Annotated in this window: 23 protein-coding genes; 15 read left to right on the top strand and 8 right to left on the bottom strand. The window is 59.9% G+C overall.

The window, feature by feature from the left end; all coding sequences use genetic code 11:
- The first annotated feature begins 59 nt into the window (after positions 1-59).
- Positions 60-536 (top strand): PAS domain-containing protein, encoded by a 477-nt coding sequence (locus AAEZ10_RS17375; RefSeq protein WP_016771648.1) that lies wholly within the window; start codon positions 60-62, stop codon positions 534-536.
- A gap of 54 nt (positions 537-590) precedes the next feature.
- A complete protein-coding gene (locus AAEZ10_RS17370) occupies positions 591-1,196 on the top strand; it encodes a hypothetical protein (RefSeq protein ID WP_024011639.1) in 606 nt (201 codons plus the stop codon).
- Positions 1,197-1,199: 3 nt separating this feature from the next.
- On the opposite strand, the gene AAEZ10_RS17365 is transcribed toward AAEZ10_RS17370, so the two are convergent.
- Complete coding sequence (locus AAEZ10_RS17365; protein ID WP_273527550.1) at positions 1,200-2,159, bottom strand: MerR family transcriptional regulator; 960 nt, start codon at positions 2,157-2,159, stop codon at positions 1,200-1,202.
- A gap of 211 nt (positions 2,160-2,370) precedes the next feature.
- Between AAEZ10_RS17365 and AAEZ10_RS17360 the strand changes: the two genes are divergently transcribed.
- The 5 genes from AAEZ10_RS17360 to AAEZ10_RS17340 all read left to right on the top strand — a co-directional run bounded on the left by AAEZ10_RS17360 (position 2,371) and on the right by AAEZ10_RS17340 (position 4,876).
- Complete coding sequence (locus AAEZ10_RS17360; protein ID WP_041477999.1) at positions 2,371-2,940, top strand: putative antibiotic biosynthesis monooxygenase; 570 nt, start codon at positions 2,371-2,373, stop codon at positions 2,938-2,940.
- Positions 2,941-2,998: 58 nt separating this feature from the next.
- Positions 2,999-3,709: a dihydromonapterin reductase gene (folM, locus tag AAEZ10_RS17355; protein WP_350570239.1), complete on the top strand. Its 711-nt coding sequence runs from the start codon at positions 2,999-3,001 to the stop codon at positions 3,707-3,709.
- A gap of 72 nt (positions 3,710-3,781) precedes the next feature.
- On the top strand, positions 3,782-4,153 hold the full coding sequence (folX, locus tag AAEZ10_RS17350; protein ID WP_016771653.1) for a dihydroneopterin triphosphate 2'-epimerase: 372 nt from the start codon (positions 3,782-3,784) through the stop codon (positions 4,151-4,153).
- 95 nt (positions 4,154-4,248) lie between these two features.
- Positions 4,249-4,545, top strand: coding sequence for a DUF1244 domain-containing protein (locus AAEZ10_RS17345; protein WP_056782977.1), 297 nt, complete (start codon positions 4,249-4,251; stop codon positions 4,543-4,545).
- Positions 4,538-4,876, top strand: a complete 339-nt coding sequence (locus AAEZ10_RS17340; RefSeq protein ID WP_323167524.1) for a HopJ type III effector protein — start codon at positions 4,538-4,540, stop codon at positions 4,874-4,876. Before AAEZ10_RS17345 ends, AAEZ10_RS17340 begins: the two co-directional genes overlap by 8 nt.
- Before the next feature lie 194 nt (positions 4,877-5,070).
- Here the strand turns inward: AAEZ10_RS17340 and trxB are convergent, their stop codons facing one another.
- The gene (gene trxB / locus AAEZ10_RS17335; protein ID WP_016771656.1) at positions 5,071-6,033 is read right to left on the bottom strand and encodes a thioredoxin-disulfide reductase; all 963 of its coding nucleotides are present in this window, start codon (positions 6,031-6,033) and stop codon (positions 5,071-5,073) included.
- Positions 6,034-6,345: 312 nt separating this feature from the next.
- On the opposite strand from trxB, the gene cysZ reads away from it, so the two are divergent.
- Together cysZ and AAEZ10_RS17325 are read left to right on the top strand one after the other, a co-directional pair.
- Positions 6,346-7,098, top strand: a complete 753-nt coding sequence (cysZ, locus tag AAEZ10_RS17330) for a sulfate transporter CysZ (protein ID WP_038861129.1) — start codon at positions 6,346-6,348, stop codon at positions 7,096-7,098.
- Positions 7,099-7,138: 40 nt separating this feature from the next.
- Entirely contained in the window at positions 7,139-8,338 is a 1,200-nt protein-coding gene (locus AAEZ10_RS17325) for a glycosyltransferase family 4 protein (protein WP_110646363.1), read from the top strand.
- A gap of 127 nt (positions 8,339-8,465) precedes the next feature.
- Here the strand turns inward: AAEZ10_RS17325 and AAEZ10_RS17320 are convergent, their stop codons facing one another.
- The 3 genes from AAEZ10_RS17320 to AAEZ10_RS17310 all read right to left on the bottom strand — a co-directional run bounded on the left by AAEZ10_RS17320 (position 8,466) and on the right by AAEZ10_RS17310 (position 10,816).
- The gene (locus AAEZ10_RS17320; RefSeq protein WP_073473758.1) at positions 8,466-9,569 is read right to left on the bottom strand and encodes an NADH:flavin oxidoreductase; all 1,104 of its coding nucleotides are present in this window, start codon (positions 9,567-9,569) and stop codon (positions 8,466-8,468) included.
- A gap of 155 nt (positions 9,570-9,724) precedes the next feature.
- The gene (locus AAEZ10_RS17315) at positions 9,725-10,207 is read right to left on the bottom strand and encodes a glutathione peroxidase (protein WP_016771660.1); all 483 of its coding nucleotides are present in this window, start codon (positions 10,205-10,207) and stop codon (positions 9,725-9,727) included.
- Positions 10,208-10,330: 123 nt separating this feature from the next.
- Positions 10,331-10,816 (bottom strand): FKBP-type peptidyl-prolyl cis-trans isomerase, encoded by a 486-nt coding sequence (locus tag AAEZ10_RS17310; RefSeq protein ID WP_016771661.1) that lies wholly within the window; start codon positions 10,814-10,816, stop codon positions 10,331-10,333.
- On the opposite strand from AAEZ10_RS17310, the gene AAEZ10_RS17305 reads away from it, so the two are divergent.
- The 3 genes from AAEZ10_RS17305 to yihG are packed head-to-tail and all read left to right on the top strand — an operon-like array spanning position 10,785 to position 14,168.
- Positions 10,785-11,111: a DUF3565 domain-containing protein gene (locus AAEZ10_RS17305; RefSeq protein WP_073473919.1), complete on the top strand. Its 327-nt coding sequence runs from the start codon at positions 10,785-10,787 to the stop codon at positions 11,109-11,111. The genes AAEZ10_RS17310 and AAEZ10_RS17305 overlap by 32 nt on opposite strands.
- 51 nt (positions 11,112-11,162) lie before the next feature.
- Complete coding sequence (gene pta, locus AAEZ10_RS17300) at positions 11,163-13,262, top strand: phosphate acetyltransferase (RefSeq protein WP_336353366.1); 2,100 nt, start codon at positions 11,163-11,165, stop codon at positions 13,260-13,262.
- The gene (gene yihG, locus AAEZ10_RS17295) at positions 13,263-14,168 is read left to right on the top strand and encodes a 1-acylglycerol-3-phosphate O-acyltransferase, YihG family (RefSeq protein ID WP_323167522.1); all 906 of its coding nucleotides are present in this window, start codon (positions 13,263-13,265) and stop codon (positions 14,166-14,168) included.
- Positions 14,169-14,364: 196 nt separating this feature from the next.
- On the opposite strand, the gene cysN is transcribed toward yihG, so the two are convergent.
- The 3 genes from cysN to AAEZ10_RS17280 all read right to left on the bottom strand — a co-directional run bounded on the left by cysN (position 14,365) and on the right by AAEZ10_RS17280 (position 18,198).
- A complete protein-coding gene (gene cysN, locus AAEZ10_RS17290; protein ID WP_110646361.1) occupies positions 14,365-16,263 on the bottom strand; it encodes a sulfate adenylyltransferase subunit CysN in 1,899 nt (632 codons plus the stop codon).
- A gap of 9 nt (positions 16,264-16,272) precedes the next feature.
- Positions 16,273-17,190, bottom strand: coding sequence for a sulfate adenylyltransferase subunit CysD (gene cysD, locus AAEZ10_RS17285; protein ID WP_016771664.1), 918 nt, complete (start codon positions 17,188-17,190; stop codon positions 16,273-16,275).
- A gap of 249 nt (positions 17,191-17,439) precedes the next feature.
- A complete protein-coding gene (locus AAEZ10_RS17280) occupies positions 17,440-18,198 on the bottom strand; it encodes a Nif3-like dinuclear metal center hexameric protein (protein ID WP_110646360.1) in 759 nt (252 codons plus the stop codon).
- Between the two features lie 104 nt (positions 18,199-18,302).
- Between AAEZ10_RS17280 and algW the strand changes: the two genes are divergently transcribed.
- The 3 genes from algW to AAEZ10_RS17265 all read left to right on the top strand — a co-directional run bounded on the left by algW (position 18,303) and on the right by AAEZ10_RS17265 (position 22,386).
- Positions 18,303-19,460, top strand: coding sequence for a Do family serine endopeptidase AlgW (gene algW, locus AAEZ10_RS17275; RefSeq protein ID WP_016770590.1), 1,158 nt, complete (start codon positions 18,303-18,305; stop codon positions 19,458-19,460).
- 88 nt (positions 19,461-19,548) lie between these two features.
- Positions 19,549-21,654, top strand: coding sequence for a TonB-dependent siderophore receptor (locus AAEZ10_RS17270; RefSeq protein WP_350570231.1), 2,106 nt, complete (start codon positions 19,549-19,551; stop codon positions 21,652-21,654).
- 12 nt (positions 21,655-21,666) lie between these two features.
- Positions 21,667-22,386 carry a DUF4198 domain-containing protein gene (locus AAEZ10_RS17265; RefSeq protein ID WP_350570229.1) on the top strand — a complete coding sequence of 240 codons (720 nt, stop codon included), beginning with the start codon at positions 21,667-21,669 and terminating at the stop codon, positions 22,384-22,386.
- Positions 22,387-22,638: the final 252 nt, after the last annotated feature.

The raw sequence follows: 22,638 nt of genomic DNA, 5'->3' as shown, positions 1-22,638 counted from the left end.
GACAGTCCGCAGCTTTCTTCTAGAATGCCTGCCACTGACATAACGGAAGGGATTCTCGGATGATCAACGCCAGCCTGCTGCAAATGGTGATCAACGCGTCGAATGACGGAATCGTGGTTGCTGAAAAGGAAGGCGAGCAGGACAACATCCTTATTTACGTCAACCCTGCCTTCGAGCGCATGACCGGTTATAGCAGTGAGGAAATCCTCTACCAGGACTGTCGTTTTTTGCAGGCTGGAGACCGTGATCAACCAAGTCTGCAGCTGATTCGCGAGACATTGCGTGAAGGAGGATCCTGCCGGGAAATCCTGCGCAATTATAGAAAGGATGGCACGCCGTTCTGGAACGAATTGTCATTGTCGACGATAAAAAATGCCGATGACGGGCAGACTTATTTCATCGGCGTGCAAAAAGATGTAACGCTTCAGGTCAAGGCGCAGCAGCGGGTTGCGCAGCTGGAAGCGCAAGTCGCGGCGCTGCAAAGCGAGCTTGCGGCGTTGAAAGCGACGAACGGCGCAAACAAAACCGCGAACTGATGGTCATTAACTACAATCACCAATGACTTTGTAACTATTCACTTCGAGTTAGCCATGCAGCGCGACGCCCTCCTCACTCAGGACGAGCTGGATTTTATCCAGACCATGCAGCACAACCCGCAACTTAACGTGCGGGATGCAACGTCGAGTCTGCTGGTTAATGGTGGTTCGCAGATCCGTGACCTGCTGACACGTCTGGCTGCTCACGAGCAGGTGACGATCCAGGCCAACTTCGAAAATCAACAGATGACTTTTCCGCTGCATCTGGTGGAAGACGAGTTCCACGCGCTGCATCTGCGTCTCGGTGTGCCGAGCATCTACGAAGACGGCCCGATGGTGCGCCCATGGCGCCTGGTTCTTGAAGAGCCCGTGGCGCTGGAAAACGCCAAAGGCCAGCCCGGCACGCTGTGGGTACACGAGGTGTCGCACAAAGGCGTGTTGCTGGAAGTGCGCAACAAGACCAAACCACCGAAACATTTCGCCCTGTGGTTCAGCCCTTCCGGTTATGAGCGCATCTCGTTGCGCGGCCATTTCGAGCGTGAGACCGAGCAAGGTTTCTTCGCCTACGAACTGAGCCAGACCGATGCCGACGAAACCGAGCGCTTGCGCCAGTTCATCCTGCAACAGCATCGCCTGACCCACCCCGCCCTGCACGCCTGAGTTTCAGGTATCCAGTTTGCCTGCCATGAATTGCTTCATGCGTTGACGCATTGTTGCGCCCTCATTCCCCAGGCATGCCACCGATGAACCGGCCAGGCTGTCTTCGGCCAGTTCCGAGGCATCGCCGGCCAACATCAATTGGCAATCCAGACTTAGTGCCAGACGATTCAGGCGCCGGGGCAGCTCTGGACCGGGGGCATGGTTTGAAAACAGCACAAGTGCGTCAGGCTTGACCTTTTCGCAGACCAGCGTCAATTCATCGAAAGGCTGGCCCGTGGTGAGCACACGCACGCCAGACTCGTTGCCGCTGAGAAACAGCGCCGCGACCAGCAACTCAAGCTCTCTGCATTGCCCCGCAAGCGCACTGACGACCACCCGGCGCGGTTGAGCCCCCCGCAGCATGACGATGCGCTGCAGCACGCGCGCCCTGAGAAATCCGTCGAGAAACAACCATTCGCTGGTTTGCCCGAAAGCGTCCTGGCGCTGCAGCAGTTGACGCCACAACGGCATCAGAATGGCTTCGAACACCACCGGCAGCGCGTACGACGAGAAAATCTGCCCGTAGACGCGATCCAGCTGCTGATCGTCGAACGCACTGACCGCCTGCTGAACCTGCTCCTGCCATTGCTTGTAATCGGCCTGCACATGGTCATCGGGGATGAAGTTGGCCAATACCTTCAAAGGCTCTGTTTTCGCCAGGATCTTGCCGACCTTGCTCACGGCTACGCCGCGATCGATCCAGTCGACGATGCTGCGCACGCGCTCGATATCGTTCATTGAATACAAACGATGCCCGCTTTCGGTGCGCGTCGGCTGGATGAGCCCGTAACGGCGCTCCCAGGCTCGCAGAGTCACCGGGTTGACGCCGGTCAGGCGCGCCACTTCGCGGATAGGGAAAAGCTCTTCGCGCTCGATCGTGCCGAGTACTGTTGAAGCCGGGCGAGTGTCCGTGTTTACAGGCATCTGGCGGTCAACTTCCATGTCGGTTCATTGGATCCCATTTTAAACATGATGGACTGGAAACCTTCAAGTAGTGATCTGCGACGAAAGTGGCTGGTTTAATCGGCAAATTCAGGAATAATCCTTGCTTGTTGTAAAGCGCAGGCCGCTACCCCGGCCTGCGTCAGGCGAAGTTCTTACCCGGAGCGACGCACTCGAAATACGGAGATACAAAATGTCTACTTCCCCCGTTACGTTGATGGTAGCGCGTCGCGTCGCTGATGGCCGCTATCACGATCTCATTGCATGGTTGCGCGAAGGCGAGCAACTGGCCACCGACTTCCCCGGCTACCTGGGCTCCGGCGTCCTTGCGCCACCGCCCGGTGACAACGAATTCCAGATTATCTTTCGCTTTGTCGATGAGCAGACCCTGCATGCGTGGGAATACTCGGCGTCGCGTACCGCCTGGCTGAATCGTGGCAGCGATCTTTTCGAACATCCCAAAGAGCACCGGGTCAGCGGCATTGAAGGCTGGTTTGGTGCTGCCGGCCAACGCCCGCCGCGCTGGAAACAGGCCGTGGCGATCTGGCTGGCGTTTTTTCCGGTGTCGCTGATATTCAACTTTGCCCTCGGCCCGCTGCTCGCTGAGCTGAGCCTGTTGCCGCGCATCTTGATCGGCACGGCGTGCCTGACGCCGCTGATGGTGTATTTCTTCATCCCGTTGTCGACGCGTCTGCTGGCGAACTGGTTGAACAGCACGCCGACGAGGCCATTGGCTGGCGCACCGTCGGCACAGAATCGCTGATCTGCAGCGGGCGGCGAGCCTGTTATAGTTTTCGCTTCAACCGCGATGCGAGCCGCCCATGCCAGATTCCGCAGCCCCGATCCTCATCACCGGCGCCGGCCAGCGTGTCGGTTTGCACTGCGCGCAGCGCTTGATCGAGGATGGCCACCCGCTGATTTTCACTTACCGCACCGAGCGATCGGGCGTGCAGGCCCTTCGCGATCTTGGCGCGACAGCGCTGTTCGCGGATTTTTCCAGTGAGGCAGGAATACTGGCCTTCATTGATTCACTGAAAGCGCACACCGACACTTTGCGCGCGATTGTGCACAACGCCTCCGAATGGCTGGCGGAAACCCAAGGCAGCGAAGCACAAGCCTTCAATCGCATGTTCAACATTCACATGCTCGCGCCTTACCTGATCAACCTGCACTGCGCCGAGTTGCTGCAGCGCTCGACGCCTGCCGACATCATTCACATCAGCGACGACGTCACCCGCAAAGGCAGCAGCAAGCACATCGGTTATTGCGCCAGCAAGGCCGGGCTCGACAGTCTGACCCTGTCGTTTGCCGCGCGCTTTGCGCCGGCCATCAAGGTTAACGGCATCGCCCCGGCGCTGTTATTGTTCAACCCCGACGATGACACGGCGTACCGCGCCAAGGCGTTGGCCAAGTCCGCGCTGGGTATCGAGCCGGGCAGCGAGGTGATCTATCAGAGCCTGCGCTATCTGCTCGACAATCCCTATGTCACCGGCACGACCCTCACCGTCAACGGTGGACGGCACGTCAAATAGGCCGTCCCGCTTCGGCCGCGAGTCGAGTAAGATCCACCAGAACGCCTGCAATAGACTGGACGGAGCAAATCAATGCCACAACTTCAACCGGGGATGGCGCGCATCCGGGTCAAGGATCTGCGCCTGCGCACCTTTATCGGCATCAACGAGGACGAAATCCTCAACAAGCAGGATGTGCTGATCAACCTGACCATCCTGTACGCAGCGCAGGAGGCGGTGCGTGACAATGACATCGACCACGCACTGAATTACCGCACCATCACCAAAGCGATCATCGCCCACGTCGAAGGCAACCGCTTCGCGCTGCTCGAACGCCTGACCCAGGAATTGCTCGACCTGGTGATGACCAATGCATCGGTGCTGTACGCCGAAGTCGAAGTCGACAAGCCCCACGCGCTGCGCTTCGCCGAGTCGGTATCGATTACGCTCGCGGCGAGTCGCTAGCTTCAAGCCTCAAGCCGCAAGCTGTAAACTTTGCTCACAGACACCCATCTTGCAGCTTGAAGCTTGCCGCTCAAAGCTGTCTCGAAGAGACCCCCATGACTGATCAACAACGCCTGGAACTCGAAGCCGCCGCCTTTCGCCGACTGGTCGCCCACCTCGACAGCCGCAAGGACGTGCAGAACATCGACCTGATGAACCTTGCCGGGTTCTGCCGCAACTGCCTGTCGAAGTGGTACAAGGCCGAAGCCGATCAGCGCCAGATCGAGGTCAGCCTCGATGACGCCCGCGAAGTGGTGTACGGCATGCCCTACGCCGAGTGGAAAGCCCAATACCAGCAAGAAGCCAGCGCCGAGCAGCAAGCAGCGTTTGCCAAAGGAAAACCCAATGACTGATCTGAACACCCTGCGCGCCAGCCTCAAGAGTGGCGAGCATGCTTTCGCCGACACCCTGGCGTTCATCGCCGCCGGTTACGACTACCAGCCGCAAGCATTCAACAACGGCGGCGTGGAAAACGCTGAAGGGCAGAACGAAGGCTCCTGCAAGACCCTGGGTCTGGCACTGCTGGAAGGTCTGAGCGATGAAGAAGCACTGCTGGCTTTCGGCGAGCATTACCGTTCGGTGCTGGCGACGCCTGAGGGCAGCGATCACGGCAATATCCGCGCGTTGATCAAGCACGGCCTGGCCGGGGTGAAATTCACCACACAACCCCTGACCCGCCGCTAACAACGGGATTCGGATCGTTCCCACGCTCCGCGTGGGAATGCCTCATTGGACGCTCTGCGTCCGCTTTGGGACGCAGAGCGTCTCGGGCTGCATTCCCACGCAGAGCGTGGGAACGATCGAATTGCGTTGGAGCAGGAAGAGCGTGCACAAAAAAACCGGCCAATCTCTGGCCGGTTTTTTTGTGCCCTGCGCTATTAGAACGTGGCGTTCTGCAGGCCGTCCAGGTAACGCTCGGTGTCCAGTGCCGCCATGCAACCGGCGCCGGCCGAGGTGATGGCCTGACGGTAAACGTGGTCAGCCACGTCACCGGCAGCGAAGATGCCTTCGACGCTGGTGGCCGTCGCATTGCCTTCGCGGCCGCCCTGCACAACCAGGTAACCGTCTTTCAGCGTCAACTGGCCTTCGAACAGCGAAGTGTTCGGGGTGTGGCCGATGGCGATGAACACGCCATCGACTTTGATTTCGTCGAAGCTGCCATCGTTGTTGCGCAGACGCGCACCGGTGACGCCCATGTTGTCGCCGAGGACTTCGTCCAGGTTGGCGTTCAACTTGAGGATGATCTTGCCTTCGGCCACACGGGCGTTGAGCTTGTCGATCAGGATCTTCTCGGCGCGGAAAGTTTCACGACGGTGGATCAGGGTCACGGTGCTGGCGATGTTGGCCAGGTACAGCGCTTCTTCGACAGCGGTGTTGCCACCGCCAACCACAGCGACCGGCTTGTTGCGATAGAAGAAACCGTCGCAGGTCGCGCAGGCCGACACGCCTTTGCCCATGAACGCTTCTTCCGACGGCAGGCCCAGGTAACGGGCGCTGGCGCCAGTGGCGATGATCAGCGCATCACAGGTGTAAACCGCGCTGTCGCCGGTCAGAGTGTACGGCTTGGCAGCGAAGTCCACGGCGTTGATGTGATCGAAAACGATCTCGGTCTCGAACCGCTCGGCGTGCTCGCGCATGCGCTCCATCAGCACCGGGCCGGTCAGACCATGAACATCACCCGGCCAGTTGTCGACTTCGGTGGTGGTGGTCAGTTGACCGCCGGCCTGCATGCCGGTGATCAGCAGTGGCTTGAGGTTGGCGCGGGCCGCGTAGACCGCAGCGCTGTAGCCGGCGGGGCCGGAACCGAGAATGATCACTCGCGAATGACGGACTTCAGACATGAATCTGCTCCTGTTGGCCGGCCATGAAAAATCTGGCACGGACGCCGGACGGCCGGCGGAATAAAAAAGGACCGTGGACACCTTGGGGAAGGCTTGAACTCGACAGTCCTGTAAAAAGTTGGGTGCAGCGTATCGAGGGGGGCAAGATTAAGGAAATACGGTTTAACAATCCAGCTCATAGGTGGTCTCTATGCCGAGACGCTGACGAGATAGACCTCTTTGTTACAGTGAATGTCGATTGCTCTGCCGCGCTTTCGCCGCTGGGGCAAAGCCGGTAACGTCGGCGCGTTTTCCCTTGCTTCGGAGCACCTTATGCCCGCCCCTGTTCTGTCCGGCCCGCAATACCTGCGCGAAGGCCTCAAACTGGTCCTGAGCCCTGGCCTGCGCCTGTTCGTGTTGTTGCCGCTGGCGATCAACCTTGTGCTGTTCGTCGGATTGATCTATCTGGCCGGCCACCAGTTCAGCCTGTGGGTCGACACGCTGATGCCGTCGTTGCCTGAATGGCTGAGTTTCCTCAGCTATATCCTCTGGCCGCTGTTCGTGGTCCTCGTGGCCTTGATGGTGTTTTTCACCTTCACCATGCTCGCCAACATCATTGCCGCACCGTTCAACGGCTTCCTTGCGGAAAAAGTCGAAGTGGTGGTGCGCGGCACTGATGATTTCCCGGCGTTCAGCTGGGGCGAACTGATCGCGATGATCCCGCGCACCCTCTCCCGTGAAATGCGCAAGCTCGGCTATTTCCTGCCGCGCGCCATCGGCCTGTTCATCCTGTCGTTCATCCCAGTGGTGAATATCGTCGCCGCGCCGTTATGGCTGCTGTTCGGCGTGTGGATGATGGCCATCCAGTACATCGACTACCCGGCGGACAACCACAAACTGGGCTGGAACGAGATGCTCGCCTGGCTGCGGCAGAAGCGCTGGCAGAGCATGAGTTTTGGCGGGATCGTCTATCTGGTGTTGCTGATTCCGGTGGTCAACATCCTGATGATGCCGGCGGCGGTAGCCGGGGCGACGTTGTTCTGGGTGCGCGAGCGTGGTGCCGAAAATCTGGTGATCCAACACTGATCGCGTCACAAATCCATCATCCGACCGTAACAAGCTCGACATGGCCTCAGCCGACACTGAGGTCATGACGACAGCTCTACATATCACCCTCATCAGCGAAACCTTCCCACCGGAAATCAACGGCGTGGCCAATACCCTTGGCCGCTTGTGCGAGGGCTTGCGCGCGCGCGGGCATCAGGTGGAGCTGGTGCGCCCACGTCAGGCCGGTGATCCGCAGCGCAGCCAAGACGATGCGCTGTTGCTGTGTCGCGGATGGCCACTACCGGGCTATCCGGGACTGCAATGGGGCCAGTCGTCGATGCATAAATTGCTGCGCCGTTGGAAACGCCAGCGCCCGGATGTGCTGTACATCGCCACGGAAGGCCCGCTCGGGTTGTCGGCACTGCGCGCCGCACGGCGCCTGGGGATTGCGGTGGTGAGCGGTTTTCACACCAACTTCCAGCAATACACCAGCCAGTACGGCCTCGGTCTGCTGACGCGGATGCTCACCCATTACCTGCGCTGGTTTCACAATCGTTCGGCAATGACTCTGGTGCCGAGCGTCAGTCAGCGCCTGGAACTGGAGCGGCGGCATTTCGAGCGGCTGGCGTTGTTGTCGCGGGGTGTGGACAGCCAGTTGTTTCATCCAAGTAAGCGTCAGAGCGCGTTGCGTGAGCAATGGGGACTCTCTGATAAAGATATCGCGGTCATCCACGTAGGAAGGCTCGCCCCGGAGAAAAATCTGGGCCTGCTCAAACGCTGCTTTGAAACCCTGCAGCAGACTTATCCACAGCGCCATCTGAAGCTGATCGTGGTCGGAGATGGCCCGCAGCGTTCGGCGCTGGAAAAAGAACTGCCGGAAGCGATCTTCTGCGGCGCGCAGCGGGGAGAAGCCCTGGCGGCGCACTACGCCTCAGGAGATCTGTTTGTATTTCCCAGCCTGACCGAGACCTTCGGCAATGTGGTGCTGGAAGCCCTGGCTTCGGGACTCGGCGTTGTTGCCTATGATCAGGCAGCGGCGGCGCAGCATATTCGCCACGGCTACAACGGCGTGTCAGCGATGCCGGGCGATGAGCAGGCGTTTTGCGAGGCGGCGGCGTGGTTGCTGGAGGAGGATGAGCGGTTGCGTTGCGTACGGCTGAATGCGCGGCAGCATGGCAGTCGCCAGGGCTGGGCAGCGATTATCGAGCAGTTCGAGGGGTATTTGCGTGGGGCTTGTGCGGGGGAGCTGGTGGTGCCTGGGGCGCAGACACAACCTTAGATTTTCGGCGACATAGAAACAGCTTTCGCGAGCAGGCTCGCTCCCACATGGGTACTGCATTCTTTCAGATGGAATGCGGTCGAAGGTGGAAGCGAGCCTGCTCGCGAATGGTTCGAACTGGCGCAGCTTAGACCAGCGACATCAACGCCTCACGGCTGAACGGCAGAATGTCCTGCTCACGCCCTTCACGGACTTTCTGCGCCCAGTCCGGATCGACCAGCAGCGCGCGGCCCACTGCTACCAGGTCGAACTCTTCTTTGTTCAGACGCTCCAGCAGGTTTTCCAGGCTGGCCGGTTGCGCGACCTTGTCGGTGCTGACCATGAATTGCAGGAATTCGCCGTCCAGGCCGACGCTGCCCACGGTGATGGTCGGTTTGCCGGTCAGCTTGCGGGTCCAGCCAGCGAGGTTCAGATCCGAACCGTCGAACTCCGGCTCCCAGAAGCGTCGGGTCGAGCAGTGGAAAATGTCCACGCCAGCGTCTGACAGCGGCTTGAGAAACTCGCCCAGCGCTTCGGGGGTTTGTACCAGACGCGCGGTGTAATCCTGCTGCTTCCATTGCGAGAAGCGGAAGATGATCGGGAAACCCTCACCGACGGCTGCGCGCACTGCTTGAATCAACTCGATGGCAAAACGCGAACGGTTGGCCAGGCTGCCACCGTATTCGTCGGTGCGCTGGTTGCTGCCTTCCCAGAAGAACTGGTCGATCAGATAGCCGTGGGCGCCATGGATTTCCACACCGTCCATGCCGATGCTTTGCGCATCTTTGGCAGCCTGGGCGAACGCGGCGATCACGTCCTGAATGTCCTGTTTGGTCATGCCGTGCACCACGACCTGACCGTCCTTGAGTTTCTCCGATGGACCGTAGCCCGGCACGCTGGCGTCCGGCTCGGTGCCGAGGCGGCGTACGCTGCCGACATGCCACAGTTGCGGGACGATCTTGCCGCCCTCGGCGTGCACGGCGTCGACAACTTTTTTCCAGCCGGCGAGCGGCGCGTCACCGAAAAATTGCGGCACGTTAGGATAGCCATTGGACGCGACGTGGCCGACGGTGGTGCCTTCGGTGATGATCAGGCCAACCCCAGCGGCCGCACGTCGACGGTAGTACTCAATGACTTTGGAATTCGGCACGCCGCCCGGCGAGAACGAGCGGGTCATTGGCGCCATGACCACGCGGGTCGGCAGTTCGAGGGCACCGAGGTGGAACGGTTTGAACAGGGCTTGAACAGGCATCGAGAGGCTCCACGAAAACATTGGCGACGGACATTAATCGATATGACGGCGATAATATCCGCCACGTTCTTAGCGTGACAGCACTATTGATCTGAATGATTAAGGGTCAAAAGGCAGGCAAAAAAAATCGCAGCTCAATGCTGCGATTTTCTGATTCAGGCTAAGGCTTTTTCGATCGCGGCAATCACTGTCGGATCATCCGGCGCGGTGCGCGGCGAGAAGCGCGCCAGCACCCGGCCGTCCTTACCGAGCAGAAACTTTTCGAAGTTCCAAGTGATGTCACCGGGAAATTCGGCGCCCTCGCCCGCCAGCAGGCGATACAACTGATGCCGCTCGTGGCCGTTGACTTCGAGCTTGCTCGACAACGGAAAGGTCACGCCATAGTTGAGGCTGCAGAACTCCTGGATTTCTTTCTCCGAGCCTGGCTCCTGACCGGCAAACTGGTTGCACGGCAGGCCCAGCACAGCAAAGCCTTTATCTTTGTATTGCTGGTAGAGGTTTTCCAGTGCCGCGTACTGAGGGGTCAAGCCGCATTTGGAGGCCACGTTGACCACCAGCACGACTTGGCCCTTGAACGGCGCCAGCGGTAGCTCCTGACCATCCAGGGCTGTCAACTTAAGGTCGTGAAAAGCACTCATGCCGAACTCCAGGATTCTCGTGTTCTACTCGAAACAGCCACTTGGCGAGGCCACCAAGGACAGCCGCGGACTAAAAAGGCGCCCACAGGCGCCTCTCCAGTACTCGAAGCTTAGCGCAGAAAATCAGTGGTGATGGCCACCTTCGCCATGGACGTGACCATGAGCGATTTCTTCCTGGCTGGCGTCACGGATATCAACGATCTTCACTTCGAAGTTCAGGCGCTGACCGGCCAGAGGGTGGTTGCCATCAACGGTGACGTCGTCGCCGTCCAGATCACGGATGGTGACGATCTGCATCTGGCCGTCCGGCGCCGAAGCGTGGAACTGCATGCCGACCTCCAGCTCGTCAACGCCTTCGAACATGCTGCGGCTCAGGGTGCTGACCAGCTCGGCGGCGTATTCGCCGTAAGCGTCTTCAGGCTCAACGGCTACTTTCAGCTCGTCGCCGACAGCTTTGCCTTCAAGGGCTTTTTCCAGGCCCGGGATGATGTTGCCTGCGCCTTGCAGGTAAACCAGCGGAGCGCCGCCGGCGGAGCTGTCGATGACCTCACCAGCGTCGTTGGTCAGGGTATAGTCGATGGAGACAGCCTTATTGGCGGCGATCAGCATGGGGCGAGACCTTTTGCATAAGAATATAGAAAGGCCAAGTTTAGCGAAGCAATCGCGTGAAAGCGACCACAACCCGGACAAACGGGTTTCGACCATCACCGGCTTCCATCAGGACGAAGATGGCCATTGGGTGGTCGAGCTTTCCTGTGGCCACACCCAGCACCTGCGCCACCAGCCGCCGTGGCAAACCCGCGCCTGGGTCCTGGATCCGGCGCAACGTATTGAAAAAACAGGTCAACCCTTTGCCTGCGGTTGGTGTGCACAAGGCTCGGTTAGCGCTAACCTTGGCGACTGAATTTCGGTAGTCGGCCAGACATAGGCTGACACCCTTGCATAGAGAATTCCCATGCAAACTTTTTTTATCGCCCCCACCGATTTTGGCGTGGGTCTGACCTCCATCAGCCTCGGGCTGGTGCGCACGCTTGAACGAGCCGGCCTCAAGGTCGGCTTCTTCAAACCGATCGCCCAGCCGCATCCCGGCGACACCGGCCCTGAACGTTCCACCGAACTGGTGGCGCGCACCCATGGCCTGAAACCGCCACAACCGTTGGGGCTGGCGCACGTCGAACGCATGCTCGGCGACGGTCAGCTCGACGAATTGCTCGAAGAAATCATCGCCCTGTATCAGCAGGCGGCGGTCGGCAAAGACGTGCTGGTGGTAGAAGGCATGGTGCCGACCCGCAGCGCCAGTTACGCCGCGCGGGTCAATCTGCATCTGGCCAAGAGCCTGGATGCCGAGGTGATTCTGGTCTCGGCGCCGGAAAACGAAGTGCTCGCGGAGCTTTCTGGCCGCGTCGAGCTTCAAGCGCAATTATTCGGCGGCCCGAAAGATCCGAAAGTCCTCGGAGTGATCCTTAACAAGGTCAAGACCGACGAGAGCATGGACGCCTTCGCCACGCGTCTGAAGGAGCATTCGCCGTTGCTGCGCAGCGGTGATTTCCGCTTGCTTGGCTGCATCCCGTTTCAGCCGGAACTCAATGCGCCGCGCACCCGCGACGTCGCCGACCTGATGGGTGCGCAAGTGCTCAACGCGGGAGACTACGAAACCCGGCGCATGAGCAAAATCATCATTTGCGCACGAACCATGCGCAACACCGTCGAACTGCTCAAGCCTGGTGTGCTGGTGGTGACACCGGGCGATCGCGACGACATCATCCTCGCCGTCAGCCTCGCAGCAATCAACGGCGTGCCGCTGGCCGGCCTGCTGCTGACCAGTGACACCCTGCCCGACCCGCGCATCATGGACCTGTGCCGTGGCGCGTTGCAGGCCGGTCTGCCGGTGTTGTCGGTGAGCACCGGCTCGTACGACACCGCCAATCTGCTCAATGGCCTGAACAAGGAAATTCCGATCGATGACCGCGAGCGCGCGGAGATCATCACCGATTTCGTCGCCAGCCACCTCGACGCCAACTGGCTGCACCAGCGCTGCGGCACGCCTCGGGAGATGCGCCTGTCGCCGGCGGTGTTCCGCTATCAATTGATCCAGCGCGCGCAAGCGGCGAACAAGCGCATCGTCTTGCCCGAAGGCAGCGAGCCGTTCACCGTGCAAGCGGCGGCGATCTGTCAGGAACGCGGGATCGCCCGCTGCGTATTGCTGGCCAAACCCGAAGATGTCGAAGCGGTCGCCCGCGCCCAAGGCATCGTGCTGCCGCCGGGTCTGGAAATCCTTGACCCGGACCATATCCGCGAGCGCTACGTCGAGCCGATGGTCGCTCTGCGCAAGAGCAAAAGCCTCAACGCTCCGATGGCCGAGCAGCAACTGGAAGACACGGTGGTGATCGGTACCATGATGCTGGCGCTGGATGAGGTCGACGGCTTGGTTTCGGGTGTGATCAACACCACCGCCAACACCATCCGCCCGGCCCTGCAACTGATCAAGACCGCACCGGGCTGCACGCTGGTGTCGTCGGTATTCTTCATGCTGTTCCCGGAAGAAGTGCTGGTCTACGGCGACTGCGTGATGAACCCGCACCCGAGCGCCGCGGAACTGGCCGAGATCGCCCTGCAAAGCGCTGACTCGGCGGCCGCATTCGGCATCACCCCACGGGTGGCGATGATCAGCTACTCCAGCGGCGAATCGGCGCGCGGTGAAGAAGTCGAGAAAGTCCGCGAGGCAACTCTGCTCGCCCATGAGCAACAAAACTCGCTGTTGATCGACGGCCCGTTGCAGTACGACGCCGCCGCCAACGCCGAGGTGGCGCGGCAACTGGCGCCGAACAGTCAGGTCGCCGGGCGCGCCACGGTGTTTGTGTTCCCCGATCTGAACACCGGCAACACCACGCACAAAGCCGTACAACGCAGCGCTGATTGCGTCAGCCTCGGGCCGATGCTGCAAGGCCTGCGCAAACCGGTGAACGACCTGCCGCGCGGTGCGCAAGTCGATGACATCGTCTACACCATCGCGCTCACCGCGATTCAAGCCGCCAACCGACCTATGGATGTGTAAATGCTGGATTTTCTACCCGCCCCCGTGCGCGGCGTGATCGCCTCGCTGCTGTTGGCGCTCAACACGATTCTGCTCTGCTCGTTCCTGTTCTGTGTGGCGCTGGTCAAGGCTTTGCCGTTTGCCTTTACCCAGCGCATCGCCGGTTGGCTGATGAGCCACACCCACGAGGCGTGGATCAGCAACAACAAGGGCTGGATGAATCTGGTACGGCGCACCCGCTGGCACGTCAGCGGCCTGCAAGGTCTCGACTATCAACACTCGTACCTGATCACCAGCAACCACCAGAGCTGGGTGGATATTCTGGTGCTGCAATACGTGCTCAATCGCAAGATTCAACCGCTGAAGTTTTTCCTCAAGCAGGAGCTGATCTGGGTGCCGGTGATTGGCCTGGCCTGGTGGGCGCTGGGCTTTCCGTTCATGAAGCGCTACTCCAAGGCGTACCTGGAAAAACACCCGGAGAAGAAAGGCAAGGACCTGGAAACCACGCGCAAGACCTGCGCGAAATTCCGCCATAACCCGGTGGGAATTTTCAACTTCGTCGAAGGCACACGCTTCACCGAAGGCAAGCATGCGCAGCAGCAGTCACCGTTCAAATACCTGCTCAAGCCCAAGGCCGGCGGGATCGCCTTTGTGCTCGATGCGATGGGTGAACAGCTGGAGTCGATCGTCAACGTGACGATTCATTACCCGGCCGGGCGTCCGGGGTTCTGGGATTTGCTCTGCGGCAATGTGCGCGATGTGGTGGTGCATTTTGAAGAAATCAAAATCCCGCCGGCCTTCATCGGCAAGAACTACGATCAGGACGGCGAGTATCGATTGCAGTTCCAGGGCTGGATCAATCAGCTGTGGCTGGACAAGGATGCGTTGCTGGAGCAGATGCACCGCGAATTTCCAGGTCACCAATAACCCCCTGTGGGAGCGAGCCTGCTCGCGAAAGCGGTGGATCAGCATACAAAGATGTTGAATGAGTTAAAGCTTTCGCGAGCAGGCTCGCTCCCACAGTTTTAATTGCAGCGCTCTGAAATAAAAAGCCCGCCGATGATCACTCACCGGCGGGCTTTTTCTTGCCGCTTGCAGCTAGAAGCTTGTCGCTGCTTCCACCTTAGATCGCACCACGCTGCCGCAACAGCTCCAGCACTTGCTTGACGCTTTCTTCCAGACTCAGCGACTGCGTGTCGATCACCAGGTCGGCGTTGAGCGGCACATCGTACGGGAAGGACTCGCCCGGGATGTTATCGCCGCCAGCAGCGTACAGCCCTTGCGGATCACGCTCGGCGCACACGGTCGGCGACGCCTGCACATAGACCGTCAGCAAGCGATCCTTGCCGATCAGTTCCTTGGCCTGCTCGCGACCTTCGGCACTTGGCGCAACGAACGCCGCCAGGGTTAGCAAACCGGCTTCGTTGAATTGACGCGCAACATGCGCGGCACGACGCCAGTTCTCGGTACGGCCGGCGCGATCCTGCGGTAGCCCCTTGTTCAGATCCTGACGCAGATTCTGGCCATCGAGTACAAACACCGCGCGCCCCATGTCGAACAGCTTGCGCTCGACCGCATACGCCAAGGTGCTTTTGCCCGCACCGGACAGGCCGCTGAACAGCACGGTGGCTGGTTGCTGGCCGAAGCGCTGGGCACGCTCTTCAGTCGCCACGTGGGCCAATTTGCCATGGTGGGTTGCAGTGCCATGCGCTACAGGCTGAGCGACGATCATGCCGGCGCCAACGGTGCCGTTGGTCAGGCGATCGATGACGATGAACGCGCCGGTGGTGCGGTTGCTTTCGTAACCGTCGAGGGCGATCGGCGCGTCGAGCGCGATTTTCACCTTGCCGATTTCGTTGAGCTGCAACGCGCTCGCCGGGCCTTCTTCCAGAGTGTTGACGTCGACCTTGTTGACGATGCTGGCGATCGAGCCCGGTACGTAGCTGGTGGCGCGTTTGATGTCGTATTTCTTGCCCGGCAGCATCGGCTCTTCAGCCATCCACACCAGCATCGCTTCGAAGCTGTCGGTGACCGGCGGCACGTTGTCGGCATGCACCAACAGGTCGCCACGGGAGATATCGATTTCGTCTTCCATGGTCAGCGTTACCGCCTGACCGGGACCTGCGTGTTCCAGCTCACCTTCGAAAGTGACGATGGACTTCACGCGGCTGCTCTTGCCCGACGGCAGCACTACGACTTCGTCGCCCTTGTGCACAATGCCGCTGGCCAGGGTGCCGGCGAAACCACGGAAGTTCAGGTTCGGACGGTTGACGTACTGCACCGGGAAACGCAGATCGGTGAAGTTGCGATCGCCGGCGACTTCCACAGTCTCCAGAATCTCCATCAGCGACTGGCCGGTGTACCACGGCGAGCGCTCGGACTTGTTCACCACGTTGTCGCCCTTGAGGGCAGACATCGGCACGAAGTGCATGCTCGTCGGCTTCATCTTCAAGCCTTCAGCGAACTTCAGGTAATCGGCCTTGATCGACTCGAACACGCCTTCGTCGAAGTCCTTCAAGTCCATCTTGTTGATGGCGACCACGATGTGTTTGATACCCAGCAGGGAAGCGATGAAGCTGTGGCGACGGGTCTGGGTCTGCACGCCGTAACGGGCGTCGACCAGAATGATCGCCAGGTCACAGGTGGACGCACCGGTGGCCATGTTGCGGGTGTACTGCTCATGGCCGGGGGTGTCGGCGATGATGAATTTGCGCTTGGCGGTGGAGAAATAGCGGTAAGCGACATCAATGGTGATGCCCTGCTCACGCTCGGCCTGCAGACCGTCAACCAGCAACGCCAGATCGATGTCGTCACCGGTGGTGCCGACTTTCTTCGAATCGCGGGTGATCGCTTCGAGGTGATCTTCGTAGATCATTTTCGAGTCGTGCAGCAGGCGCCCGATCAGGGTGCTCTTGCCGTCGTCGACGTTACCGCAGGTCAAAAAGCGCAGCAGCTCTTTACGTTCGTGCTGGCCCAGGTAGGCGAGGATGTCCTCGCTGATCAAATCAGAAACATGCGACATGACAGCCCCTTAGAAATAGCCTTGACGTTTTTTGTCTTCCATCGAGCCTGCGCCATCGTGGTCGATGACCCGGCCCTGGCGCTCGGAAGTTCGCGTCAGGAGCATTTCCTGAATGATGTCCGTGAGGCTTTCGGCCTCGGACTCCACCGCGCCCGTCAACGGGTAGCAGCCAAGGGTGCGGAACCGCACTTTCTTTTTCACGATGCGCGCTTTGTCTTCATCGGACAGGTGCTCGAGGATGCGCTCGTCGTCGATCATGATCAGCGTGCCGTTCTTCTCGATCACTTCGCGTTCGGCGGCGAAGTACAGGGGCACAATCGGAATGCCTTCGAGATAGATGTACTGCCAGATGTCCAGCTCGGTCCAGTTCGACAACGGGAATACACGAATGGATTCGCCCTTGTTGACCTTGCCGTTGTAGACGTTCCACAGCTCCGGACGCTGGTTTTTCGGGTCCCAGCGGTGTTTGCTGTCGCGGAACGAGTACACACGCTCTTTGGCGCGGGATTTCTCTTCATCGCGACGGGCGCCGCCGAACGCTGCGTCGAAACCATGCTTGTCGAGTGCCTGTTTCAGGCCTTCGGTTTTCATGATGTCGGTGTGCTTGGCGCTGCCGTGGGTGAACGGGTTGATGTTCTGCGCCACGCCATCGGGGTTGATGTGGGTAATCAGGTCCAGGCCCAAGTCTTCGACCATCTTGTCGCGGAACTTGTACATTTCCTGGAATTTCCAGCGGGTGTCGACGTGCATCACCGGAAACGGCAGTTTGCCCGGGAAGAACGCCTTGCGTGCCAGGTGCAGCATCACGGCGGAGTCTTTACCGATGGAGTACAGCATCACCGGGTTATCGAACTCGGCGGCCACCTCGCGGATGATGTGGATGCTTTCCGCCTCCAGCTGTTTCAGATGCGTCAGTTTGTCGACCATGGCTACTCACGAAAGCTTTCTTATGAACGGCCAGCGGGCCGTGTTCGAGCGAGGAATCCTAGCACAGCGACCTCTTCTAATCAGGACGCCAACTAGATCGAAAGGGTATATGAATATGCCCACCAGTTCGGCCGTCAGGGCCGAACGTGGGAGCGAGCCTGCTCGCGAAGGCGGAGTGTCAGGCACCTTTGTATTGAAGGTCTGACGACTTCACGAGCAGGTTCGCTCCCACAGGGGTTTGCGGTGAGTTCAGATCGGGTTGGGGCAATCGATGAAGATGTGCTCAAGGGCAAAGCGCTTCGCCAGATACTCACCCAGCGCCTGCACGCCGTAGCGTTCGGTGGCGTGGTGGCCAGCGGCGATGAAGCTGATGTCGTTTTCCCGGGCGCTGTGGAAAGTCTGCTCGGAGGCCTCGCCACTGATGAACAGATCGACCCCCGCCGCCACACTCTGGTCGATATAGCCCTGGCCACCACCGGTGCACCAGCCGACGCGGCGGATCATGCCACTGCCTTCGATCAGCAGCGGCTCGCGGCCCATGACTTCCTGCACCTTGCGCGCGAAATCCCGCGCAGTCATTGGCTCATTCAGTGAGCCGACCAGCCCGACGACTTTCGGATTGCTCGGGTCGAGCGGCCCTTCGACAGTGATGTCGAGCTGACGCGCCAGTTGCACGTTGTTGCCGACGTCCGGGTGCAGATCCAGCGGCAGGTGATAGGCGAGCAGACTGATGTCGTGCTTGAGCAGGGTTTTCAAGCGGCGCTGTTTCATGCCGGTGACGCAAGGGTTTTCGCCTTTCCAGAAATAACCGTGGTGGACCAGGATCAGGTCGGCCTCGGCTTCGACGGCGGCATCGAGCAACGCCTGGCTGGCGGTGACGCCACTGACGATGCGCATCACCTGCGGGCGGCCTTCGACCTGTAATCCGTTGGGGCAATAATCGGCAATTTTCGCACTGCCCAGGTAACGGTCGGCTTCTTCGACGAGGGTGCTGAGGGCAACGGCCATGAAAGACTCCTAAATATCCCGTTCAGAGGCGCTCGCGGCCTCGTATAATGCGCGACATTATGGGCGGTCTGACCTCGCCTGCAACCTTTCCAGGAACGTGCTTAATGCTCAAGGCGCTGCGTTTTTTTGGCTGGCCGCTGTTGGCCGGTGTGCTTATCGCTCTGTTGATTATTCAGCGTTACCCCGAGTGGGTCGGGCTGCCGAGCCTCGACGTCAATCTGCAACAGGCCCCTCAGACCACGATCGTGCAGCAGGGGCCGGTGTCCTATGCGGATGCGGTGGGCATCGCCGCGCCGTCGGTGGTCAACCTGTACACCACCAAGGTCATCAACAAACCGGCGCATCCCTTGTTCGAGGATCCGCAGTTCCGCCGCTTCTTCGGTGACAATTCGCCGAAACAGAAGCGCATGGAATCGAGCCTCGGTTCCGGGGTGATCATGAGCCCGGAAGGCTACATCCTCACCAACAACCACGTTACCAGCGGCGCCGACCAGATCGTTGTGGCGTTGAAGGATGGTCGCGAAACGCTGGCACGGGTGATCGGCAGCGATCCGGAAACCGACCTTGCTGTCCTGAAAATCGATCTGAAAAACCTCCCGGCAATCACCGTCGGCCGCTCGGACAGCATTCGCATCGGTGACGTCGCGCTGGCCATCGGCAACCCGTTCGGCGTCGGCCAGACCGTGACCATGGGCATCATCAGCGCCACCGGCCGCAATCAGTTGGGCCTGAACAACTACGAAGACTTCATCCAGACCGATGCGGCGATCAACCCGGGCAACTCCGGCGGTGCGCTGGTGGATGCCAACGGCAACCTCACCGGTATCAACACGGCGATCTTTTCCAAATCCGGCGGCTCGCAAGGCATCGGTTTTGCCATCCCGGTGAAACTGGCGATGGAAGTGATGAAATCGATCATCGAGCACGGTCAGGTGATTCGCGGCTGGCTGGGCATCGAAGTACAACCGCTGACTCAGGAACTGGCGGAGTCGTTTGGCTTGTCCGGGCGCCCGGGGATTGTCGTCGCCGGAATCTTCCGTGACGGCCCGGCGCAGAAAGCCGGCCTGCAACTGGGCGATGTGATTCTGAGCATCGATGGCGAGCCGGCCGGCGATGGTCGCCGCTCGATGAACCAGGTGGCGCGGATCAAACCGACCGACAAGGTGACAATTCAGGTCATGCGCAACGGCAAGGAGCTGAAGCTGACCGCTGAAATCGGCCTGCGTCCCCCACCGGCACCGGTGAAAGAAAAAGAAGAGTAAAAATGTTTTCGCGCCAGTGGCGCGAATAACAGACATTCTCAACAGGCATGTTATATTGTTTCAATTCTAGCAATTGGAATAACATAACATGTCGTCTCGCAAAAAGGCCTCGCTGCTGGGCCTGACTCTGGGTTTGCTCTGCGATCCCGCCTTCGCCGATGAGCCGCAGCCCGTTGAGCTGGAAGCCATCAGCGTCACTTCCGACTACGAATCACCCTCCGGCCCGGTCAGCGGTTATCGCGCGACTCGCTCGGCCAGTGCGACCAAAACCGACACGGCGATTCGCGATATCCCACAAGCCATCAGCGTCGTTCCGGCCAGTGTGCTCTCGGATCTGGGCAGCACCAGCGTTGAACGCGCGCTGGATTTTGCCGGCGGCGTATCGAAGCAGAACAACTTCGGCGGCCTGACCCTGTACGAATACAGCGTGCGCGGCTTCACCACCTCGGAGTTCTACAAGGACGGCTTCAGTGCCAATCGCGGTTATCCGAGTACGCCAGATGCGGCCAATATAGAACGCATCGAAGTGCTCAAGGGCCCGGCCGCCAGCCTGTACGGCCGGGGTGATCCCGGCGGCACGGTGAACATCGTCACCAAGAAGCCGCAGCCCGAAGCGTTCACCACTTTGCAGACCAGCGCCGGCAGTTGGGATCGCTACCGCACCGCGCTGGACGTCAACACGCCCCTTGATGACCAGGGCAATGTGCTCTCGCGCATCAACTTCGCCGTAGAAGACAACAACAGCTTTCGCGACCACGTCGACAGCCAGCGGGTATTCGTCGCACCCTCAATCAGTTGGCAGTTGAACCCGGACACCTCGCTGCTGGTGGAGAGCGAAATCGTCCGTCACAACTCGACGTTCGATCGTGGTGTGGTGGCGCCGAACAACAAGTGGAGCGGCGTATCGCGCTCGACCTTCCTCGGCGAGCCCAACGACGGCAACATCGACAACCACAACAACCTGCTCCAGGCCACTCTTGAACACCATCTGAACGACAGCTGGAAACTGCGTCTGGCCAGCCACTACAAGGAAGGCAAGCTCTGGGGCGACGCTTCCGAAGCACGACCGCTGAACGCCGACGGCCACACGGTCAACCGCCGCTTGCGCGAACGCGACACGAGTTGGCACGACAGCATCACCCAACTGGAACTGCGCGGTCTGTTCGACCTCGGGCCGTGGCAGCACGAATTGCTGATCGGCACCGAGTACGAGAATTACCGCAAAGACGAACGCGTCACCACCATTGCTGGCGGCCCCTACGCCATCGACATCTATAAACCGGTTTACGGCCAGCCGAAACCCAATGGCGTACGCTCGGGCACCGACTTCTTCGAACACGTTGAAAGTCATGCGCTGAATCTGCAGGACCAGATCATCTTCACCGACAAGCTGCGCGGCATGGTCGGCGCGCGCTTCGAGCATTTCGATCAGCGCATCGACGATCACAGCCGCAACGCCAAAAGCCAGCAGCGCCACGACGCACTGACTCAACGCGCCGGCCTGCTCTATCAGCTCACGCCGAACACCGGCCTGTTCGCCAACGCCTCGACTTCGTTCAAACCGAACAACGGCCTGGATGCCTCCGGCAAATCCTTCGACCCGGAAGAAGGCGTCGGTTACGAAGTGGGGATCAAGAACGAACTGTTCGATGAGCGCGTGAGCAGCACCCTCGCCTTCTTCCACATCGACAAGGAAAACGTTCTCGCCCTCGATCCGGGCACCGACACCAGCCGCGCCATGGGCAAGGCGCGCAGTCAGGGTTTCGATTGGCAAGTGAGCGGCCAGGTGACCGACGCGGTGCGGGTCATCGGCGCCTTCGCCTACATCGACGCCGAGGTGACCAAGGGCGACGCGGCCATTCCCACCGGCAGCCGCATCCTCGGCGTGGCCAAACGCAGCGGCAGTCTGCTGGGTGTTTATGAATTTCAGGATGGCCGACTGCGCGGTTCAGACGTCGGCGCAGCGTTCACTTATGTTGGCGATCGCTCGGGCGAATCCGGCAGCGACTTCGAATTGCCGGCCTACCAGACCGTCGACTTGCTCGCGCATTACAAGGCCAGCGACAACGTCACGGTCGGCCTGAACCTGAACAACATCTTCGACGAAAAATACTACGAGCGCTCCTACAGCAACTACTGGGTCAACCCCGGCGAGCCACGCAATTTCACTGTCAGCCTGACACTCAACCTGTAAAAGGACGTCACCATGCACTACGGCAAATCCCTTCTGCTCATCGCCGCGCTGTTCACCGGTCAGGTGTCGGCCCACGGCCTGTGGACAGAGGAGCGACGCGGCAACATCGAAGTGATCTACGGCCATGGCGCCGAAGACAACGCCTTCAAGGCGCAGAAAATCAGCGGTGCCTGGGCTTATGACGCAAGCGGCAAAATGATCCCGGTCAGCGTCGAGCGCCTGGCCGATCATGCCCGTTTGAAACCATTGAAGCCGCCGGCGCTGATGGCCGTGGCGCTGAACAACGGCATGTGGTCGCAGACGGCGGACAAGAAGTGGATCAACGAAGGACGCAGCAAAGTGCCCGGCGCTACCGAGGCCACGCAGACGTTCAAGTACAGCCTGGCGATCTATCAGCCGGGGGCGAAGTTGCCGAAACTGGAGCAGATCAAACTGCTGATCCTGCCGGAGGTCGATCCGCTGACCGTCGGGCCGGGCAAATCGTTACCGGTGCGGGTGCTGCTCGATGGCAAACCGGCGGCGGGGGTGAAGTTGTATGGCGACTATCGCAGCGCGCCGAACACGCTGAGCACCGAGACTGACAAGGATGGGCGTGCGCAGGTGCTGGTGCGTAATGAAGGGTTGAATGTGATTGCGGCGCAGGTCGAGGTGCCGGTGAGGGACAGCGCGGATGTGGACAGTCGTGGGTTGTTCAGTTCGCTGACATTCCTTGGCGAGCCGCATCACGAATAAAAGCACACCCTCACCCCAGCCCTCTCCCAGAGGGAGAGGGAGCTGACCGAGTTGTCTTGCGGGATACATCGACCTGAAAGACCGAGTTGATTATGGATTCAATACAAATCGTTCAAGTCGGTGAACCTCTGCAATATTCCCCATTCAGCCCCCTCTCCCTCTGGGAGAGGGGACCGACCGAGTTGTCTTGCGGGATACATCGACCTGAAAGACCGAGTTGATTATGGATTCAATACAAATCGTTCAAGTCGG

The sequence above is a fragment of the Pseudomonas sp. H26/SER47-MNA-CIBAN-0231 genome (assembly GCF_040310465.1).
Taxonomy (GTDB): Bacteria; Pseudomonadota; Gammaproteobacteria; order Pseudomonadales; family Pseudomonadaceae; genus Aquipseudomonas; species Aquipseudomonas atacamensis.
The sequence above is the reverse complement of the archived record's forward strand: the minus strand, read 5'-3'. Positions and strand labels throughout refer to the sequence as shown.

Bases quoted from the DNA above. Each gene is read 5' to 3' on its own strand.
- AAEZ10_RS17345 (WP_056782977.1), top strand. From the start codon at position 4,249: ATGACTGATCAACAACGCCTGGAACTCGAAGCCGCCGCCTTTCGCCGA.
- AAEZ10_RS17315 (WP_016771660.1), bottom strand. From the start codon at position 10,207: ATGAGTGCTTTTCACGACCTTAAGTTGACAGCCCTGGATGGTCAGGAG.
- AAEZ10_RS17270 (WP_350570231.1), top strand. From the start codon at position 19,549: ATGTCGTCTCGCAAAAAGGCCTCGCTGCTGGGCCTGACTCTGGGTTTG.
- AAEZ10_RS17365 (WP_273527550.1), bottom strand. From the start codon at position 2,159: ATGCCTGTAAACACGGACACTCGCCCGGCTTCAACAGTACTCGGCACG.
- AAEZ10_RS17320 (WP_073473758.1), bottom strand. From the start codon at position 9,569: ATGCCTGTTCAAGCCCTGTTCAAACCGTTCCACCTCGGTGCCCTCGAA.
- yihG (WP_323167522.1), top strand. From the start codon at position 13,263: ATGCTGGATTTTCTACCCGCCCCCGTGCGCGGCGTGATCGCCTCGCTG.
- cysD (WP_016771664.1), bottom strand. From the start codon at position 17,190: ATGGTCGACAAACTGACGCATCTGAAACAGCTGGAGGCGGAAAGCATC.
- pta (WP_336353366.1), top strand. From the start codon at position 11,163: ATGCAAACTTTTTTTATCGCCCCCACCGATTTTGGCGTGGGTCTGACC.
- AAEZ10_RS17340 (WP_323167524.1), top strand. From the start codon at position 4,538: ATGACTGATCTGAACACCCTGCGCGCCAGCCTCAAGAGTGGCGAGCAT.
- AAEZ10_RS17360 (WP_041477999.1), top strand. From the start codon at position 2,371: ATGTCTACTTCCCCCGTTACGTTGATGGTAGCGCGTCGCGTCGCTGAT.
- trxB (WP_016771656.1), bottom strand. From the start codon at position 6,033: ATGTCTGAAGTCCGTCATTCGCGAGTGATCATTCTCGGTTCCGGCCCC.
- AAEZ10_RS17375 (WP_016771648.1), top strand. From the start codon at position 60: ATGATCAACGCCAGCCTGCTGCAAATGGTGATCAACGCGTCGAATGAC.
- AAEZ10_RS17280 (WP_110646360.1), bottom strand. From the start codon at position 18,198: ATGGCCGTTGCCCTCAGCACCCTCGTCGAAGAAGCCGACCGTTACCTG.
- algW (WP_016770590.1), top strand. From the start codon at position 18,303: ATGCTCAAGGCGCTGCGTTTTTTTGGCTGGCCGCTGTTGGCCGGTGTG.
- folX (WP_016771653.1), top strand. From the start codon at position 3,782: ATGCCACAACTTCAACCGGGGATGGCGCGCATCCGGGTCAAGGATCTG.
- AAEZ10_RS17325 (WP_110646363.1), top strand. From the start codon at position 7,139: ATGGCCTCAGCCGACACTGAGGTCATGACGACAGCTCTACATATCACC.
- AAEZ10_RS17310 (WP_016771661.1), bottom strand. From the start codon at position 10,816: ATGCTGATCGCCGCCAATAAGGCTGTCTCCATCGACTATACCCTGACC.
- cysZ (WP_038861129.1), top strand. From the start codon at position 6,346: ATGCCCGCCCCTGTTCTGTCCGGCCCGCAATACCTGCGCGAAGGCCTC.
- AAEZ10_RS17305 (WP_073473919.1), top strand. From the start codon at position 10,785: ATGGAGACAGCCTTATTGGCGGCGATCAGCATGGGGCGAGACCTTTTG.
- AAEZ10_RS17265 (WP_350570229.1), top strand. From the start codon at position 21,667: ATGCACTACGGCAAATCCCTTCTGCTCATCGCCGCGCTGTTCACCGGT.
- AAEZ10_RS17370 (WP_024011639.1), top strand. From the start codon at position 591: ATGCAGCGCGACGCCCTCCTCACTCAGGACGAGCTGGATTTTATCCAG.
- folM (WP_350570239.1), top strand. From the start codon at position 2,999: ATGCCAGATTCCGCAGCCCCGATCCTCATCACCGGCGCCGGCCAGCGT.
- cysN (WP_110646361.1), bottom strand. From the start codon at position 16,263: ATGTCGCATGTTTCTGATTTGATCAGCGAGGACATCCTCGCCTACCTG.